The organism is Paenibacillus lignilyticus (assembly GCF_017942085.1).
Lineage (GTDB): Bacteria > Bacillota > Bacilli > Paenibacillales > Paenibacillaceae > Paenibacillus_Z > Paenibacillus_Z lignilyticus.
The window spans coordinates 169913-188026 of record NZ_JAGKSP010000008.1 but is presented as its reverse complement, the minus strand read 5'-3'; the positions used below and the strand labels follow the sequence as shown (position 1 = coordinate 188026).

The window sequence follows — 18114 nt, the reverse complement described above, 5'->3', positions numbered from 1 at the left end:
TTCAACCTGCTCCGTCCTTTTTGGTTGTACGCGCATATACGGCGCGGCTCTATGCTGTAGCTCCATTGACGATTCGATTCACGGATGCGACCGTGATGCCGTAGTACACCGTGTAAATCATCACATAAGCGATCATGGCCAAAGCAATGCTCCAGCTGCCGGCAATCAGGTTTACATTGTCGAGCACCTTCAGAAACATGGCGCTGTGGGCGATGCCGACAAGAAGCGGCAGCGCGAAGATGAACCGCGTCTGCTTCGCGATTGCCCGGCGGATTTCTTGCCGGCTGACGCCGATCTTGCGCAGTACCGCATAGCGCTCGCGGTCGGCATGTGCCTCGGCCAGCTGCTTGAAGTAGATGATGCTGCCGGTCGCCGCAAGGAACACGAGCCCGAGGAAGCCGAGAATGAACAAATTCAGACCGCCATTCTCCAGTCCTTCGCGGTAGGGGGTGTAGAACGGCGACATTTCATCATCTTCTTTGGCCATCGCAAGCAGCGTTTTGGCCGTCGTCCCTGTCTTGCGCTCATTCTCGACGTTGTACACCATGTACGTAATCGGAGGGGAAGCCTTCGACATCGCGGCGAACGTCTCGTCGCTTACGACCAGCGCAAGGTCGGGATAGCCCCATCGCAGCACGTGCTCCTCCAAGAGCTGCGTCACCTGAACTTTTGTCCTTATAGCAGAGGCTTCCGCCGCGCTATCCTTGCTGCGCCAATCTATCGTGCGGCCGACGAAATCGTCAGGAGAGAGATCGGACGTATAACGCGGCCGAATCATTGCGGCCTCATCGCGCCTAAGCTCACTTAGCCGGCTGCGAAGTCCGAGCGCGCCGACGGCGCTCGTGTATGCGCTGACCGACATCACTTTCATCGGCATTTCGGCAGCGGGAAAGGCGGACGGAATATAGACAAGCTCCGATACGTCACCTACCGCGCGCAGGACGGGAATATGCGCTCTCGCCGTAATCGAATGCGATGTATCCGCCTCGATAAGAGCGGCAGCCTTCGCGTCAAGGTCGCTGCGGCTGACCCAGCTGTAGCTGAACGGCGCAGCCTCCTCGGCTGCCCGTCCGTTATCGGTATACATAATATATCCCGTACTGACGGCGCTTAGCGCCATCGCACTCAGCAGCGCGATCATGGTCAGCGTGCGGGTATTGCCCTTCATGCGGTACGCGAGCTGAGAGACGGCGACGAGGTTCATCCCTGAATAGTAGCGGGATTTGTTCCGCTGCGCCAGCTGCAGCAGCTTCATAATGCCGGAGCGAAACAGCAGATACGTGCCCGCAATCAGCCCGATCAAGAACAGCAAGCCGTTCCGGCCCATCTGTGAAGTGGTCGTCATCGGTTGAAACACGATCCAATAGCTGCCTGCAAGCAGCACTGCGGCCGCAAGGGCCGCGACCAGCGATGTGCGCGGAGCATGCTCGCCTTCTTTGTCCGCTTGGAAGAGCTGCGCGAGCTGGAAACGGTACACGAGGCGGTAAGCCCGTACCGACACCAGCAAGATGAGCGCCATGAACACGATGACCGTGTTGACGATGGCAGTGCCGGAGAACCGGAAGCTGACCTCTACCGCGGAATCCAGCAGCTTCAGGAAGATCATCGCGAACATTTTGGAAAGCAGCGTGCCGAGCAGCACCCCTGCCCCAAGCGCCGCTGCGCCCATCAGAAGATTCTCATAAAAGAGAAGCAGGCCGATGGTTCTTTTGCGAATGCCAAGCAGCGCATAGAGACCGACTTCCTTTTTCCGCCGCCTTGTGAAGAAGCCGTTTGAATACCAGATAAACACGGCGACGAATAGAATGAGCACGGCGGAAGCGCCGAAGAAAACGTTGCGGATGCTGTCCGCAAGCTCCATGGTGGCCTCGATTTCAGGGCTATACATTAACGAAACGAAGGTGAAGTAGATCATCACGCTCAGCACGAGAGAGATGAAATAGAGCAGATAGCTGCGCGCATTCCCAATCAGGTTCTTCTTGACCAAACTAAACAAGGTCACCGGAGCCACCTCCAAGCACGGCCAGCACATCGAGCACCTTCTTGAAGAATTGGCTGCGCGTCATCGACCCCCGCACCAATTCGGTAAACAACGTCCCATCCTTAATAAAAATAACCCGTTTGCAGTAGCTCGCGGCAAACGCATCATGCGTGACCATGAGAATGGTGGCGCGGTCTTGCTCGTTCAATCCCCTCAAGCTGTCCAGCAGGTCGGCGGCTGCTTTGGAATCAAGCGAGCCGGTCGGCTCGTCCGCGAGCAGCAGGCTCGGGCGCGCAATCATCGCGCGGGCGGCGGCCGTACGCTGCTTCTGCCCGCCGGAGATGTGATACGGATATTTATCGAGAATCGCTCCGATTCCGAAGGTGGCGGCAACCTCCTCGGCACGGCGCTCCATATCTGCGGCATTCGCCTTAGACAGCGCGAGCGGCAATATCATATTCTCCTTCACCGTCAGCGTATCGAGCAGATTGAAATCCTGAAAAATAAAGCCGAGCTTGCTGCGCCTAAACGCCGACAGCTGCTCCTCGTTCATGCGCAGCATGCTTTGGCCGTCAATGACGATATCGCCGGCAGTCGGCTGATCGATCGTCGCCAGCAGGTTCAGCAGCGTCGTCTTGCCTGAGCCGGACGGGCCCATGATACCGACGAACTCGCCTTCCCGTACAGCGAGGTCAATGTCCTGCAGGGCGGTATATAGATTGCCCTTAGCGCCGTATACTTTTCGCACGGCGGTTGCTTCCAATATGGTCTTCATCGTCAGTGGTCCTCTCCGTTAGGTGCTTGCCGCACCGGTTATAGCTCCATTGTACAGGAATCAACCCTAGCTCAAGCTTACAGCTTCCGCGGGTAACCTTACAGATTTGTCAGGTTGGTTGCTTCCTATTGGGGCCAAAGGTAACATGGAGGAAGAAACCATGGCGGGGAGCGAAGCTGCGTTGAAAATCATGATCGTCGAGGATGACGCGACTATTCGGGACATGATCTGGGAGTCGCTGAACAAGTGGGGGTTCGAGACAGCGGCTATCGTCGATTTCCAAGACGTCATGGGCCGCTTTGCCCGCGAAGAGCCGCATCTCGTGCTGCTCGATATTAATTTGCCGGTCTTCGACGGCTTCTACTGGTGCAGCGAGATCCGCGCCGTGTCGAAGGTGCCCATTCTCTTCATTTCCTCGCGCAATACCCCTATGGATATGATTATGTCCATGAATATGGGCGGGGATGATTTTATTCAGAAGCCGTTTCGCGCCGACGTGCTCATTGCTAAGATAAATGCGCTGCTGCGCCGAACCTACACCTACATGGACGCGCAAACGAGCGCCATCGAGCATGACGGCATTCTCTTGAACTTAAAGGATGGAGCCCTGTATCTAGGCGAGCGGAAGGCGGAGCTGACGAAGACGGAATTCGTCATTATGAGCTTGCTCATGCGGCAGAAAGGGTCCATTGTCACCCGGACGAAGCTGATGCGAAGTCTGTGGGAGGACGAAAGCTTCGTGGACGACAATACGCTGACCGTCAATATCGTGAGACTGCGCAAGAAGCTGGCTGAACTCGGCCGTGAAGACTTCATTTCGACGCGGAAAGGGCAGGGGTATATGATCGAATGACCTTTCTCTCTTATTTGAAGGACAAGCGTTATTACATAAGCTGGTTTGCGGCCGTGCTGCTCTTCGTGACCGTCATGCTGATTGTCAGCGGCAACGGCTGGAGTGACGTGGCCTACATAGATGGAAGCTGCATTGTGTTCGCCGCCATCTATGTCGTGGCAGGTTATTACTATCGGCGTTCCTTCTATAAGGAACTGGCGGAGCTGCTCCATAGCGGCGAGTTGGAACGATTCGAGGCGCTGCCGGAGCCGCAGAATGAGGCCCAATCGCTGTATTTCGGGCTTCTTCGCAGCCAGCAGGAGACTTATGTCAAGCGTCTTCAGCAGGTGCAGCTGGAGATGAAGGATCATCAGGATTTCGTGATGTCCTGGATTCACGAGGTGAAGCTGCCGATTACCGCAAGCAAGCTGCTGCTGTCGGGCAGCGACGATAAACCGGTCGATGAGTTAGTCGACAAGCTGGAGGACGAGATCAGCAAGATTGACGGCTACGTCGAACAGGCGCTGTATTATTCGCGGATTGACTCGTTCTCCAAGGATTATTTTATCCATGAAATCGGCATTTCGGCGGTCGTAAAAGGAAGCGTGAAGAAATACGCGAAGCTCTTCATCACGAAGCGCATCCGGTTTCTGCTCGCGCCAAGCGATGAAATGTTCGTGGCCAGCGACAGCAAGTGGCTGGCATTCATGATCGATCAGATCATGGCCAACGCGCTGCAGTACACGGCGGAAGGCGGGGAAGTCACGGCCTTCTGCGAGGAAGACGGCAGCGAGAGACGGCTTGTCATCCGCGATACCGGGATCGGCATCCCGCCCGAGGAGGTGCACCGCGTGTTCGACAAAGGGTTCACCGGCTCGAACGGGCGCAGTCATACGAAATCGACAGGAATGGGGCTTTATCTGGTCAAGCAGCTGGCTGCCAAGCTTGGACATGAGGTATCGATCGCTTCGGAGGAAGGCGCGTATACCGCGGTGACGATTCATTTTCCGAAGTTCCGCAGGTTAGAACTTTAGATATGCAGAGCGGCTAATTGGGAGTAGTCTTCCAACTGCGTACCTTCAGAGTAAAGAGTAGCTCCCAGAGCAACACATTGGCCGAAAAGTGATGGAATTGAGTAAAGAGTAGCTCTCAGAGCAACACAAGAAGCTCACCCAGAGATCCACATGGCAGCAAAAGCAGCGAATGTGGAGAAAGAAGCTCACCCAGAGATCCACATGGCAGCAAAAGCAGCGAATGTGGAGAAAGAAGCTCACCCAGAGATCTACATGGCAGCAAAAGCAGTTGAAATTTAAGGCAGGTCCGTAAGTCATTCGCTGATGACTTATGGGCCTGCCTTTTTTTATTGATAGGCACTAATCCGCTAGGCGATAGGCAACTATCTACTCCCGGCAAATGCCATTCAGAGATATCTATCAAGCGTTGATAGGAGATGGTTTTCATAGATTCGGGGGTATTGTCCAGTACGAGCCATCTGCCTTGTACATATATATACAGTACATCGCTGCAGTTGCGGGCATGCGGAGGAGGAATCTATGAAAATAGCATCGCGCTGGAAAGTGTTCTTATTCGGCTTGAAAGGAGAATGAAAGACTAGAGAAATGATTTCTTGAAGAGAGGTAAAAACATGCACGACTTAATGGCAATCATTACAGTTTGTACGTTCTTCCTAACCGTCGGCTTTATGTTCTGGCGTCCGAATGTCAATGAAGCGATACCGGCAACGGTCGGTGCGTTTATCGTCTTGCTTACCGGCACGGTGTCGCTTGGAGATTTGGGAAGTATCACGGAAACGATCTACGGCGCCGCGATTACCATCATCGCGACCATCGTGATGGCGATTGTGCTGGAGAGCTTCGGCTTCTTCAACTGGGCAGCCGAAATTTTAACCCGCAAGGCGCGGGGCTCCGGCATCCGGCTATTCTGGCTTACCAACTTGTTCTGTTTTCTCATGACCCTCTTCGTCAATAACGACGGCAGCATTCTGATAACTACACCGATCCTGCTGATGCTGCTTAAGAGCATGGGGCTCAAAAACCATCAGAAAATCCCGTATCTCCTCTCCGGTGCTCTGATTGCCACAGCCTCCAGCGCTCCCATCGGGGTAAGCAACATCGTCAATCTGATCGCGCTCAAAATCGTTCACATGGACCTCTACATGCAAACGGCAATGATGTTCGTGCCGGCATTCATTGGACTTATGTTCATGGCTCTTCTCTTGTTCGCGATCTTCTACCGTACGCTCCCGAAGAAGCTGCCTGAAGTGGAGCCGTGGAAAATGACGCCGGGCAGCCATCCACTCAAAGGGGAAACGCCGAAGGAGAAGTTTAACGGCAAGTTTATGCGCAATGTGCTTATATTCGTTTTCTGCGTGCGCATCAGCCTGTTCGTAGCTTCGTATCTTCATTTTCCCGTCGCGTTAATGGCTGTTATCGGCTCTGCTTTTCTTCTCACATGGCGCTGGATCTATCTCAAAGTACCGCCCGTCGATATGTTGAAGAAAACACCGTGGTATATCTTGATTTTTGCTTTCGGTATGTACGTGATCATTTACGGACTGCGCAACATCGGCTTAACGGAGTGGTTGATTGAATATTTGCAGCCGATTATATCCGGCAGCTTATTGCACGCCAGCGTGTTGATGGGCGGGCTGCTGAGCGTCATGTCCAACTTGTTTAACAACCATCCGGCCCTAATGGTCGGAACGCTGACTTTGACGAATATGGGCCTGGACCCGCTTACGCTCAAAGTCGCCTATCTGGCAAGTGTAATCGGCAGTGACGTTGGTTCGCTTCTGCTGCCGATCGGTACGTTGGCGACGATTATGTGGATGCACATCATCCGAAAAGGCGGTGTGAAACTCAAGTGGGCCGAGTATATGAAGGTAACGGTCCTCGTTATTCCGCTAACCGTGCTGTTCACGCTTGTCCTATTGACGTACTGGGTGAGTTGGATTTTTTGACCAGACAAGCCAAACCAAATATGAAGGTAAAGGAGGGACTAGCTTGAATCAATTGATTCCTTATCTTGCGGAGAAAGTGAATGTGGAGGTGACGGGGAAAAAGAAGCTAGCGGGTAAATTAGTCGATGTGGGTCCGGATATTCTGGTTCTCTATCATGAAGAGCGGTATATGTATATTCCGACCATCCACGTACACAATTTGAATTCGGATGCTTCGGACGACAATGCGGCTGACCAGCAAGGAGATCCGGGTGCGATGTTGCAGCCCGACTCCATTTCACTAATGACCGTGCTTCAAGAAGCGAAAGGAATGTTCGTCGAAATCTGCATCAGCGGCAGCAAGCCGATGTATGGTTTCTTGCAAGGCGTTATGAACGATTATCTGGTCATTTGCTCGCCAATCTATAATGCGCTTTTCGTTTCGTTGCGTCATTTGAAATGGCTTATTCCTTATCCGTCTTCTCATCTCCCGTACGCCCGAAGTGCAGATACGCCTTCGATGAAGCCGCTGCCGCCTGCTCTATCAAGAAGCTTCGAGGAACGGTGCAGGGAAGAAGAAGGCAATATGGTCGTTATTGATCTTGGCGGACCATCCGCAAAATTAGGCGTCATCAAGAAGGTGGGCAGCGGCTTTATCGACTTCATCGATGCGGGCGGAAGCAGCACAATGTTGAATATGCAGCATATTAAATCCATCTATGCGCCGAAGTAATCCTCCCACTAGATTACAAGGTGCTGTCGTGGTGCTCAGCCTCGTTTCAAGGCATTATGTACAAAAAAAGAAGACCTCCGGGAGAAGGCCGCATAGAGGTCATGCACATCTTAGTTTATGTGGAATTGCATTGGCGCGCTTGGGTAGTTGGTATGAATTCCGCTAAGGCTTGAACAATAATTGTTCAAGCCTTTCCTGCGTACAGGCATTTTCTGGGGCTGTCTCTTATATATTTTAGTATTTAGACGAGAGGTGCTGAAGGGATGCTGCATATTGTCGCCTGCATTAAGCAAGTGCCGGATACGAAAATCATCAAGATGAACCCCAAAACCAACACGATGGATCGTGCCAGCGCGCCGGCGATTCTGAATCCCTATGACGCGCATGCGGTTGAAGAAGCGGTTCGGCTGAAGCAGCGCTACGGGGGAACAGTTTCGGTGCTCACCATGGGTCCGCCGCCGGCTGTCAAAGCGATTCGCAAATGCATCGAGATTGGCGCAGATGAGGGGTATATGATTTCCGACCGCGCCTTCGCCGGAGCGGACACGCTGGCTACTAGCTACGCCTTAACGAAAGCGCTTAACAAAATCGCCAAGGAAAAGCCGATCGACCTCATTATCTGCGGCAAAATGACGATCGACGGCGATACCGGCCAAGTGGGGCCGGGCATCGCGCGGCGGCTAGACATCCCGCCGCTCACCTCGGTGAAGAAGATCGTCGTGATCGACAAGGAGAAGGGCATTGCGATTCTCCATCGGAAGCTGGAGGACGGCTACGAGGTCATTTCCTCGACGCTGCCTTGTCTGTTTTCTGTTGAGAAGGACATTAACGAGGTCCCTTATTCAACGATGCCGAACATGCTGCGAGCAGCCAGATATAACCCCTACATCTGGTCCGTGAATGAGCTGGAGGATGTGGATAAGACGCAACTTGGTCTTAAAGGCTCGCCAACGATCGTATCGTCGGTGTGGGCGCCGCAGAAGCCGCAGGGCGGACAAATGCTGGATGGCGCGGCAAGAGAGCAGGTCAACCAGCTGCTCACCGTTCTGCTGGAGAAGAAGGAACTGTTCCAAGCGAAGGGGGAATCGTCATGAGCTTCGAGGATTACCGCGGCATCTGGGTGTTCATGGAGATCAAGGACGGCGCAATCGTACCCGTGGCGCGGGAGCTGCTGGGCGCGGGCAGACAGCTGGCGGATAAACGCAAAACCGAGCTGGCCGGCGTTATTATTGGCGATGGGGTGAGCGCGCTTGCACAGGAAGCCATCTATTACGGCGCGGATCAAGTTTATGTCTACGACGCGCCGATTTTCAAGCATTACCGTACCGAAACGTACATGCGGGCGCTCCTCGCCTGTACGGAGAAATACAAGCCCGAGATTATCCTCTACGGCGCAACGTCGACGGGTAAGGACTTGGCAAGCGCTGTTGCCACGGACCTCCCGACAGGCCTTACCGCCGATACTACGCAGCTGGACGTGGAAGAGGACACAGGTCTTCTTCTCGCAAGCCGTCCCGCCTTTGGCGGCAACATCATGGCGACGATTCTATGCAAGAAATACCGGCCGCAAATGGCCACGGTAAGACCGAAGGTCGTACGGGCGCTTCCGCGCGACACGACCCGAGAGGGTACGGTTATTGAAGAGTCCATCGAGCTGCACGAGGATGACGTAAGGACGAAAGTGCTCGAAATCGTTCGCAATACCGTGCAGGCGGTACGGATCGACGAGGCGGACATTATCGTCGCCGGCGGCAAGGGGCTTGGCAGTCCGGCCGGGTTCCAGCTCATCCACGAGTTTGCCGATGTCATCGGAGCTGCGGTGGGCGCAAGCCGGGATGTGGTCGAAGCCGGCTGGGTAGGGCATCGTCATCAGGTCGGGCAGACCGGTGTGACCGTGACGCCTAAGATTTATTTTGCCATCGGAATCTCCGGGGCGATTCAACATATTGTAGGCATGCAGAATTCCGGACTCATTATCGCGATTAACAAAGATCCCGGCGCGCTGATCTTCCAATCCTGCCATTATGGCATCGTAGGCGATGCCTTCGAAATTGTGCCGCTGCTGATCGAGCAGTTCAAGCTTGCGCTTGGGAAGGAGAGTAACTATGCCTGAGAAGTTTGATTGTATCGTCGTAGGCGCAGGGCCTGCCGGAATTGCCTGCGCTTACGAGCTGGCGAAGGCGGGCGTGAAGGTGCTGCTGCTCGAGAGGGGGGAGTATCCCGGCTCGAAGAACGTCATGGGCGGCGTGCTCTATCGGCAGATGATGGAGGATGTCATCCCGGAATTCTATAAGGAAGCGCCGGTAGAACGGCCCATCGTGGAGCAGCGCTTCATGATGATGGATAAAGAATCGGCTACGACGTTCGGTTATAAAGGGCTTGAGTGGGCACGCGAGCCCTATAACAATTTCACCGTGCTGCGGGCCAAGTTCGATCAGTGGTTCGCGAGCAAAGCGGTGGAGCAAGGGGCGCTGCTCATCAATGAGACGGTTGTCCTCTCCTGTATTGTAGAGAACGGCAAAGTCGTCGGCGTTCAAACCGATCGCCCGGACGGTCAGCTCTATGCCGACGTTGTCGTGCTTGCCGATGGCGTGAACTCGCTGCTCGCCAAGTCACTCGGCTTCCACAAGGAGTTTAAACCGGATGAAGTGGCGCTGGCGACGATGGAGATTTTGAAGCTGGATAAGAAGGTCATCGAGGACCGCTTTAACTTGGAAGAAGGGCAAGGCTGCACGATCGAGCTGTTTGGAGATGCCACGAAAGGCATTCTCGGCACCGGGTTCCTGTATACGAATAAGGACACGCTCAGTTTGGGTGTGGGCACGTTACTTTCGGGCATGATCAAGCATAAGCTAAAGCCTCACCACTTACTCGATTATGTCAAAAATCATCCGATGATCCGTCCGTTCGTGCAAGGCGCGGAGCCGCAGGAATATCTCGCGCATCTGATACCGGAGGGAGGCTACTACTCCATGCCGAAGGTGGTCGGCAACGGCGTGCTCGTCGTTGGCGATGCGGCGCAGCTCGTCAACGCGATTCACCGCGAGGGCTCCAATATGGCGATGACGTCTGGGCGTCTGGCCGCGGAGACGGTCGTGCTGGCGAAGCAAGCCGGGGATTTCTCGGAGGCGTTTCTCGATCGGTATAAAGCGGCGCTGATGGGCAGCTTTGTCGGGAAGGATTTGAAGAAGTACAAAGACTCCACGCATCATTTTGACAAGTTCCCGCAATATTTCGATGAATACATTCCGATGATAAACCGGGCGGCGAGCCAAATGTTCACCGTAGACGGCACTTCGAAACGGGAGAAGCAGAAGAAGATTTGGCGGGACATCGGCACAGCGAAAGAGAAGGTGAAAATCGCGCGGGATTTGTACCGTGCCTGGAAGGTGATTAAGTAAATGAGCGATCTGGCGAAAGGGCAGTCCATCGAAGAGAAACAGTATCTCCTCAGGTTTAACGCCGATACGAAGTCGCATCTGACTGTGCTGGATGCCGAGGTGTGCATGTCGAGCTGTCCGGACAAAATATGCACCATTTTCTGCCCGGCAGAGGTGTACAAATGGGAGGAGATCCGCATGCATGTCGGCTACGAAGGCTGTCATGAGTGCGGGAGCTGCCGCATCGGCTGTCCGCATCAGAACATCAAGTGGGAATATCCGAAAGGTGGTCACGGAATCGTTTTCAGACTGGGGTGATAACGATGTTCGAGGTCGGAGATTGCGTTGTGTTCTTGCTGGACGGCACGAGAGGTACCGTAATGGAAGCCGGGGAGGGCTTATACCACGTAGCTTGGGAGGATCAGTTCGTAAGCTGGGAGCGGGAAGAGCTGCTGGAGAAGATTCAGCTTCGGTATTGAAAGCGTATACGTTAGAGGATCGCCGCTCTCCTGGCTTACAGGGAGCGGTTTTTTATTTGTGATGGCGTGCGGGATGCAGGAACTTTGGCGGTTTTTGTCGAATAATCTCTCATCAGCTTGAAAGGGGGCATGTGCATGCTCCGAACGAAGGGATTTTCGATACGCACGATGGTGAGTGCACTTGTCGTTGCGACCGTCGTGATTACGCTGGGAATCAGCTTGTTGATCAGCTATCGCAACGAGAAGAATTCGTTGATGACGATGAATTTCCAGCTTAACCACATGTATACGACAAAAATCAGCGATACGGTCAATGAGCTGTTCGCTTCGATGAAGCAGAACTTGAAGTACAACGCCGCACATATTGCAAAGGGCGGTCTGAACCGTTCTGACCTGGACGAGCAGGTGAAGCTAATTCAACAAACAAATCCCATGTACAAAGCGGTCGTCGTGGTCGATAGGACCGGTAAAGTGATCAGCATTGCATCGGAAACCGATACGGGGCTTAAAGGCAAAACCATTGAAACGGACGGCGCCAAGCAGGCGCTGAAGGAACGAAAGCCGCTTATTTCGGAGCCTTATATCAGTGCGGCGAATCAATTGATTATTATGGTCAGCCATCCGCTGTGGGGCGCCGACGGCGAATATTTGGGATACGTCGGCGGTACGATCCGTCTGCACGAGACCAATTTGCTGAATACCATTCTAGGGGATGCTGCACAGTCCGGTAACGGTACCTACGCCTATGTGGTCAGTGCCTCCGGCGCGTTGCTGTATCATCCGGATAAGAGCCGCATCGGGGAGCACGATATTGTCAATCCGATTTTTGCAGATATGCTTTCCGGGCACAGTGGCGTGAAACGGATCGTGAATTCGCGCGGGGTCGATATGTTGGCCAGCTACACTTATATGAAGGAGACCGGGTGGGGCGTGGTCACGCAGACGCCGACAGACGTCATCTTGACGGCGTCCAAGCGTCCGATTCTGAGGGTGGCGCTGTATATGGCTCCCATTCTGGTGCTCTTGCTGCTCGTTATCTATTGGTTAATCGGAAAAATGTCAGAGCCGCTGACGAAGCTCTCTAACTTCGCTTCGGTGCTGTTAACCAGCAAGTCCGTGCGCGATGAGGTCCCTCGCATTCATTCCTGGAATAGTGAGGCCAATGCGATGCACCGGGCATTCGTGCTGGCTGTCGGTCAAATCCGAAGGAGATTCGATCATTTATCGCTGGAGGCCCAGACCGATCCGCTTACCGGACTGTACAATCGGCGGACGATGGATCTCTGTATCCGCACATGGATTGCGGAGGAGATTCCTTTTGTCATCATGGTGCTGGATCTGGACCATTTTAAGCAGGTCAATGATACGTATGGGCACGAGATGGGCGACGAAGTGCTGCGGTTTCTGGCTGCCAACATGCAAGCGCAGTTCGAGGCAAACCATATCTGCTGCAGATATGGCGGGGAAGAATTCGTCGTGCTGCTGCCGGAAACGGGGCTTGAGACGGCGATGGTCTACGCGCAGAATCTGCGCACGATCATGGAAGAAACGGACAGCCCCGTTGGGAGGCCTGTCACGCTGTCAATGGGCATCGCGCGTTATCCGGACACGGCGCAGGATGCGGCCGTCTTGTTCCGCGACGCGGACGAGGCGCTCTACCGCGCCAAGCATCTGGGTCGCAACCGCGTGGAGACGGCGAATACCGCCGCTTCGGCGCATATGCTCTAGCCGCCTCGCACCGTAAAGGGCAGCAGCTTAGCGGAGTGGCTCGCAGAGCGACACAACTGTGCGAACGAGCCCATACAAAACAAAAAGAGCAGCTTTCGGCCGAGAGCTGCTCTTTCACATTCCACACTTCACATTCCAGCTGCTACTTCTATTTACTTTATCCCTACCCCTACTTCTACTTCTTTTCTGCTGTCAGCAAGCTATCCGGCGAATGGCTGTTCAGGATGCGAAGGATCGTATCTGCCTGCTGCGGCGGATAGTATAGGAAGCCTTGAATGTCATGGCAGTGGTTCTGCTGCAGGAAGAACAGCTGGTCCGGCGTTTCAACGCCTTCAGCGATGATGGTTAAGCCGAGATGGCTTGCCATCAGCATAATGGCCAGAATGATCGCCTCATCCTTAGGTTCCTTCGAGATGCCGTTTACGAAAGAGCGATCGATCTTGATCTTGTCGATTGGCAGTCGCTTCAGGTAGCTAAGGGAGGAGTAGTGAGTCCCGAAATCATCGATGGAAATCGTAATATTGAGATTGCGCAGCTCCTGCAAGGCGGCCGCGTTCTCATCCTGCATGGCCAGATTCTCCGTAATCTCCAGCTCCAGATAGGCGGGGTCGAGTCCGGTTTCGGCCAGTATCGACTTAATAAGCTCGGTCAGTTTGTTACGCTGGTTGAATTGGCGGGCGGACAGATTGACGGCGACCCGGATGGGTTCGGCGCCGGCGTTCTGCCACACCTTGCTCTGCGCGCATACCGTACGCAGCACCCACTCCCCGATTGGTTCAATCAAGCCGCATTCTTCGGCGATCGGGATGAAGATAGAAGGCGGAATTTGTCCGCGCTTCGGATGATTCCAACGGATGAGCGCTTCAAGCCCGATGATCTTCCTCGTCTTAATTTCCAGCTGCGGCTGATAGTAAATCTCGAATTCTTTGTTCTCAAGCGCGCGCCGCAGGCTGTTCTTGATATAAATTTTCTCCTGCACATCGGCATTCAGCGTATCGTCATAAATCCGGTAATTGTTCTTGCCTTCTTCCTTCGCGCGGTACATCGCGGCATCCGCATACTTCATGAGCAGCTCCGCATCGTCACTGTGTTCCGGGAAGACCGTGACCCCGATGCTTGCGGTCACATAATACTCCATCCCTTGCAGGACAAAAGGCTGCTGGAACAAGTTCACAACCTGCTGCGCCATATGGTGCAAATGCGCCAGATCCTTCAAATACGGCAAAATAATCGTGAATTCGTCGCCGCCGATGCGCGAGAACGATTCCCCTTTGGTCAGCAGCATCGTCATCCGCTCGCCGACTTCTTTCAGCAGCAAATCGCCATAGGAATGGCCGAGCGTATCGTTGATGAGCTTGAATTGATCCAGATCGATGAAGAGCAGCGCGAAGCGGCGATTCTTACTGCCGGCCGTGAGGACGATTTCTTCGAGCCGTTCTTGGAAGAAAATACGGTTGTTGAGTCCGGTTACCGTATCGCGGTAAGCCATCTGGCGGAGCGTCTGCTCGGTGCCTTCCAGCAGCCGATATTGGGTGCGCAGCTCATCCTCGGTAGCGATCAGCTCCTCGTAGGTAGCTTCCAGCTGTTGATTGGCGCGCGTCAGGTTATTCGTCCGCTCGTTCACCATCACTTGAAGCTTATGTTTCTGAGTCAATTGAATATAAATCAAATAGATAAGCAGGATGAGCGCTAAGAGGAAAATCAGCTGAATAATCTGGACCTTCGTATCAATCGCATTCAACTTCGCTTTATTCGGCAGTGCGGCAATCTCCCAGCTTCCTTCGGCCAGATAGACGTTCTCCAGCAGCGGAGACCGTTCATAGAGGCCCGGGTCCCCGTAGATCACGTTTTTGCCCGCTTTGACAGCCAGGTCGATGCCCTTGTTCACCTTCGTCAGTCCGGCCTCTTCCAGAATCGGCGGCACATCGAGTACGATGGAGACGAAACCCCAGAACTCACGCTGAACGAAGATGGACTGCCTGGACAATAACCCAAGACCGCCTTGCGTAAGCTCGAATGGACCGAAGATCGTTTTGACATTCAGATGCTGCGTTCGCAGCGCGTTCTCGCGAATATCGGGATTGGCGTGTTTAAAGAGATCGAGCCCAATGACACTCTCATTCCCTTTAAGCGGATAAACAAATTTAGCGATGCCGCCGGGATAGACGGACAAATTGCGAATGCCTTGGATAGGACCGATGAAACTTTTGGCGAAACTGTTAAAATGGTTGGAATCGAGCCTATGCTGCGAGTCCATCAGCGAGGTATCGACGAATGCTTTAAGCCCGTCCGAGAGCAAGAGCCTGCGCTCGAGAGACAGTGTTAGTGAGGAGGCATTCGCAGCCAGCTCTACGGAAGCGTCATGGTAGACTTCTTTATGCAGCCAGCGGCTGTAGGCACTTGTAATCCACCAGAAGCAGCTGCCAAGAAGCAGCGCGCTGAGGAACAGGATGAACCAAGTCTTCCGGGGAGTCGTGTATTTCAATTGCGAGTCGTCATTTAAGTTATACAAGATGCAGAACTCCTCTCGGGCATATAAAAGGGAAATAATAACCAGTCGTTATCAATTCGTCATGAATCGACAAATTCCTCCACTCTTCGGTATAATATGCTGTCTTCTTATCAAATCTCTGCCACAGGGTCACACTAGCAGAAACAACAAGGCAGATCGTTACGTTTTTTCATGAGACTATATAGAGAAGGGATGAACAAGCGTATGAATAGATGGCATTCGTTGCCCAAGGTAGATCTTCATGTTCATCTGGACGGAAGTCTCCTGCCGGCCACCGTCCTTGATATCGCCGCAGCGGAAGGCATGGAGCTGCCCGCAGGCGATGCGGCTGGGCTGATTCCTTACATGCAGGTTGACGATGAGTGCCGCAGCTTGCCGGAGTATTTAAGCAAGTTTGATTTTACGACCCGGTTCATGCAAACCGGTGCTGCTCTGGAACGGGTAGCATATGAGACGCTGGCGCAAGCAGCCTCCCACAATTGCCGCTATATCGAGGTTAGATTCGCGCCGCAGCTGCACAGACTCCGCGGACTTCGGCCGGAGGAAGCGATCCATCATGTCATTGAGGGGTTGAAGCGGGCGGAGCGGCAGTTTGATATTAAAGGCAGGGCGATCGCGATCTGCATGCGCCACCATGGCCGTGAGGAAAATCTTGAGGTTATCGAAGCAGCGGCTCCATATGCCGGACGCGGTCTGGTCGCCGTGGATTTGGCGGGGGATGAGGCGTCATACCCGCCGGAGCTGTTCCGCGAAGTGTTTGCGCTTGCCCATAAGCGCTCATTGCCCGTTACGATCCATGCGGGCGAAGCGGCAGGGGCGGAGAATGTATATGAAGCCGTCAAGAATCTGGGCGCGTCGCGTATTGGTCACGGTGTCCGCTTGAGAGAGAACCCGGCCATACTCCAGATGATGCTCGAGCAGCGCATTCCGCTTGAAATGTGCCCGGTCAGCAACATCCAGACGAAGGCCGTAGCGGACTGGGATGTATATCCGATCCGCGATTATTTCGAACGCGGATTAATCGTCACGCTGAATACGGATAATCCAAGCGTCTCGGGTACGGACATTACGCGCGAATATCGCATCGTTTCGGAGAAGTTTGATTTTACGGATGCGGAGCTGGCCTCCATCATTCGTAATGGCGTGAATGCAGCCTTCTTGGAGGACGCCGAGAAGAAGGCGCTGAAGCAGCGCATCGACCAAGAGCTGCAGGAGCTCGGGATAAAATAATGCGATCACTCGTTCGGTTGCTGGCAGGATTTTCTTCTTTCTTCATCGAAGATTAAGGGGAAGGATTCAGCCAAAATGCCAAGGAGGAATTCGCTACAATGGGACAACGGGTTGTTTTGTTAATTGGGACGAATAAAGGGGTATTTCAATATACCTCGGATCTGGAACGGAAAGAATGGAAGCTGAGCGGACCTTTTCTTCCGGGCTGGGAAGTGTACAGCGTGCTTGGAGACAGCCGCCACGGCAATCGGATTTTTGCAGGCACTTCGCATGCGGCTTACGGTGCTTCGATCCGCGTATCGGATGATTTCGGCGAAAGCTGGACGCAAGTTGAGAATGGCCCGTCTTACACCCAAGAGAGCGGATTCGCTCTAAATCGAATATGGCAGCTCGTTCCCGGGGCAGAGGCGGATACGCTGTATGCCGGGGCCGAGGAAGCGGGTTTGTTCGTCAGCTACGATCGCGGCGTGAATTGGCGCGAGCTGAAAGGGTTGACCGATCATCCGACAAGACCGAACTGGTTCCCGGGAGCGGGAGGCATGTGCTTGCACACGATTATTATCGATCCGTCGAATAAACATCGGATGTGGGTTGCCATGTCAGCGGTAGGCGTCTTCCGTTCGGAGGACGGCGGCGAGACGTGGAAGGCTTGCAACAATGGACTCGCGCGCGTCCCGACGGGACAGCCTTCGGACGAAGTCGGCTACTGCATCCATAAGATGGTCATCGATCCGAAGGATTCGAACACGCTCTACATGCAGGAGCACGGCGGCGTGTTCAAATCGACGGATGGCGGCGACAATTGGTTCGCCATAGAAGAAGGTTTAACCTTGAAAGGCGATGATGCGCCGTTCGGTTTCCCGATCAGCGTTTCGCCGACAGGGGATCTGTTCCTTGTTCCGCTTGAAAGCAGCGAGCAGCGTTCAATGAAGGGCGGTAAGCTGCTTGTCTACGGCATGGCCCCGGGTGAGAGCCGCTGGGAGCCGGTGGGCGATGTCATGCCTGATGAGGAGCGCCATGTCAGCGTGCTTCGGGACGCCATGGCTGTCGATCCGCTCGATCCGTACGGCCTCTATTTTGGCACGACATCCGGCGAAATCTTCTGCTCGCTTGATCGCGGCGTAACGTGGGACAGGCTGCCCGGGCAATTCTCCCGAATTCTGACGGTCAAACCTTGGATCATAGAGGAGTAATGCGCGTGCGTATTCAAGTATCCGTGCCGCTTCTGCTGAGCGACTGCACGAAGGGCAAATCAGCTTTCGAGCTGGAGGCGGAGACGCTTCAGGAAGCGCTGCGGCTGCTGGTGGAGGAATATCCGCTGCTGAAAGTGCATCTGTATACGGAGCAGGGCGAGGTGCGCAAGCATGTGCTGCTTTACTATAATGCCGATAATATTGCCTGGCTGGAGCGGCTCGATATTCCGCTTGCGGCAGGCGATAAGCTGCGCGTGCTGCAGGCCGTTTCCGGCGGGTAATCCCAGGCGTCTCGGTACGTTATAGATCATG

At 54.1% G+C, this 18114-nt stretch carries 17 protein-coding genes; 14 read left to right on the top strand and 3 right to left on the bottom strand.

Annotated elements, in window-relative coordinates:
- Nucleotides 1–49: 49 nt before the first annotated feature.
- Nucleotides 50–2002 (bottom strand): FtsX-like permease family protein, encoded by a 1953-nt coding sequence (locus I8J30_RS19755; RefSeq protein WP_210661012.1) that lies wholly within the window; start codon nt 2000–2002, stop codon nt 50–52.
- Entirely contained in the window at nt 1989–2756 is a 768-nt protein-coding gene (locus I8J30_RS19750) for an ABC transporter ATP-binding protein (RefSeq protein WP_210661010.1), read from the bottom strand. Before I8J30_RS19750 ends, I8J30_RS19755 begins: the two co-directional genes overlap by 14 nt.
- A gap of 181 nt (nt 2757–2937) precedes the next feature.
- Here I8J30_RS19750 and I8J30_RS19745 point away from each other — a divergent pair, with 181 nt between their 5' ends.
- From I8J30_RS19745 to I8J30_RS19700, 11 genes are all read left to right on the top strand, one after another.
- The gene (locus I8J30_RS19745; RefSeq protein WP_210661123.1) at nt 2938–3609 is read left to right on the top strand and encodes a response regulator transcription factor; all 672 of its coding nucleotides are present in this window, start codon (nt 2938–2940) and stop codon (nt 3607–3609) included.
- Entirely contained in the window at nt 3606–4622 is a 1017-nt protein-coding gene (locus I8J30_RS19740; RefSeq protein WP_210661008.1) for a sensor histidine kinase, read from the top strand. The genes I8J30_RS19745 and I8J30_RS19740 overlap by 4 nt, the downstream gene beginning before the upstream one ends.
- A gap of 150 nt (nt 4623–4772) precedes the next feature.
- Entirely contained in the window at nt 4773–4901 is a 129-nt protein-coding gene (locus I8J30_RS33775) for a hypothetical protein (protein ID WP_276316161.1), read from the top strand.
- A gap of 332 nt (nt 4902–5233) precedes the next feature.
- Nucleotides 5234–6568 carry an arsenic transporter gene (locus tag I8J30_RS19735; RefSeq protein WP_210661006.1) on the top strand — a complete coding sequence of 445 codons (1335 nt, stop codon included), beginning with the start codon at nt 5234–5236 and terminating at the stop codon, nt 6566–6568.
- A gap of 43 nt (nt 6569–6611) precedes the next feature.
- A complete protein-coding gene (locus I8J30_RS19730; protein ID WP_210661004.1) occupies nt 6612–7280 on the top strand; it encodes a DUF2642 domain-containing protein in 669 nt (222 codons plus the stop codon).
- 263 nt (nt 7281–7543) lie between these two features.
- A complete protein-coding gene (locus I8J30_RS19725; protein ID WP_210661002.1) occupies nt 7544–8374 on the top strand; it encodes an electron transfer flavoprotein subunit beta/FixA family protein in 831 nt (276 codons plus the stop codon).
- A complete protein-coding gene (locus tag I8J30_RS19720; RefSeq protein ID WP_210661000.1) occupies nt 8371–9393 on the top strand; it encodes an electron transfer flavoprotein subunit alpha/FixB family protein in 1023 nt (340 codons plus the stop codon). Before I8J30_RS19725 ends, I8J30_RS19720 begins: the two co-directional genes overlap by 4 nt.
- Complete coding sequence (locus I8J30_RS19715) at nt 9386–10681, top strand: FAD-dependent oxidoreductase (protein ID WP_210660998.1); 1296 nt, start codon at nt 9386–9388, stop codon at nt 10679–10681. The genes I8J30_RS19720 and I8J30_RS19715 overlap by 8 nt, the downstream gene beginning before the upstream one ends.
- Nucleotides 10682–10978, top strand: a complete 297-nt coding sequence (locus tag I8J30_RS19710) for a ferredoxin family protein (RefSeq protein ID WP_090980218.1) — start codon at nt 10682–10684, stop codon at nt 10976–10978.
- 5 nt (nt 10979–10983) lie between these two features.
- The gene (locus tag I8J30_RS19705; protein WP_210660996.1) at nt 10984–11139 is read left to right on the top strand and encodes a hypothetical protein; all 156 of its coding nucleotides are present in this window, start codon (nt 10984–10986) and stop codon (nt 11137–11139) included.
- A 135-nt stretch (nt 11140–11274) separates the two neighbouring features.
- Entirely contained in the window at nt 11275–12867 is a 1593-nt protein-coding gene (locus tag I8J30_RS19700) for a sensor domain-containing diguanylate cyclase (RefSeq protein ID WP_210660994.1), read from the top strand.
- 175 nt (nt 12868–13042) lie between these two features.
- Here I8J30_RS19700 and I8J30_RS19695 read toward each other — a convergent pair whose 3' ends face one another.
- Nucleotides 13043–15379, bottom strand: coding sequence for a bifunctional diguanylate cyclase/phosphodiesterase (locus tag I8J30_RS19695; protein WP_210660992.1), 2337 nt, complete (start codon nt 15377–15379; stop codon nt 13043–13045).
- Between the two features lie 204 nt (nt 15380–15583).
- On the opposite strand from I8J30_RS19695, the gene add reads away from it, so the two are divergent.
- From add to I8J30_RS19680, 3 genes are all read left to right on the top strand, one after another.
- Nucleotides 15584–16609, top strand: a complete 1026-nt coding sequence (add, locus tag I8J30_RS19690; RefSeq protein ID WP_240548201.1) for an adenosine deaminase — start codon at nt 15584–15586, stop codon at nt 16607–16609.
- Nucleotides 16610–16707: 98 nt separating this feature from the next.
- On the top strand, nt 16708–17802 hold the full coding sequence (locus I8J30_RS19685) for a WD40/YVTN/BNR-like repeat-containing protein (RefSeq protein WP_210660988.1): 1095 nt from the start codon (nt 16708–16710) through the stop codon (nt 17800–17802).
- 5 nt (nt 17803–17807) lie between these two features.
- Nucleotides 17808–18083, top strand: coding sequence for a MoaD/ThiS family protein (locus tag I8J30_RS19680; protein ID WP_210660986.1), 276 nt, complete (start codon nt 17808–17810; stop codon nt 18081–18083).
- The last annotated feature ends 31 nt before the right edge of the window (nt 18084–18114 follow it).

What these genes read in the sequence shown, in the direction of transcription:
- I8J30_RS19720 (WP_210661000.1), top strand. Translation starts at nt 8,371, where the DNA reads ATGAGCTTCGAGGATTACCGCGGCATCTGGGTGTTCATGGAGATCAAG.
- I8J30_RS33775 (WP_276316161.1), top strand. Translation starts at nt 4,773, where the DNA reads ATGGCAGCAAAAGCAGCGAATGTGGAGAAAGAAGCTCACCCAGAGATC.
- I8J30_RS19710 (WP_090980218.1), top strand. Translation starts at nt 10,682, where the DNA reads ATGAGCGATCTGGCGAAAGGGCAGTCCATCGAAGAGAAACAGTATCTC.
- I8J30_RS19725 (WP_210661002.1), top strand. Translation starts at nt 7,544, where the DNA reads ATGCTGCATATTGTCGCCTGCATTAAGCAAGTGCCGGATACGAAAATC.
- I8J30_RS19700 (WP_210660994.1), top strand. Translation starts at nt 11,275, where the DNA reads ATGCTCCGAACGAAGGGATTTTCGATACGCACGATGGTGAGTGCACTT.
- I8J30_RS19735 (WP_210661006.1), top strand. Translation starts at nt 5,234, where the DNA reads ATGCACGACTTAATGGCAATCATTACAGTTTGTACGTTCTTCCTAACC.
- I8J30_RS19750 (WP_210661010.1), bottom strand. Translation starts at nt 2,756, where the DNA reads ATGAAGACCATATTGGAAGCAACCGCCGTGCGAAAAGTATACGGCGCT.
- I8J30_RS19715 (WP_210660998.1), top strand. Translation starts at nt 9,386, where the DNA reads ATGCCTGAGAAGTTTGATTGTATCGTCGTAGGCGCAGGGCCTGCCGGA.
- I8J30_RS19685 (WP_210660988.1), top strand. Translation starts at nt 16,708, where the DNA reads ATGGGACAACGGGTTGTTTTGTTAATTGGGACGAATAAAGGGGTATTT.
- add (WP_240548201.1), top strand. Translation starts at nt 15,584, where the DNA reads ATGAATAGATGGCATTCGTTGCCCAAGGTAGATCTTCATGTTCATCTG.
- I8J30_RS19740 (WP_210661008.1), top strand. Translation starts at nt 3,606, where the DNA reads ATGACCTTTCTCTCTTATTTGAAGGACAAGCGTTATTACATAAGCTGG.
- I8J30_RS19705 (WP_210660996.1), top strand. Translation starts at nt 10,984, where the DNA reads ATGTTCGAGGTCGGAGATTGCGTTGTGTTCTTGCTGGACGGCACGAGA.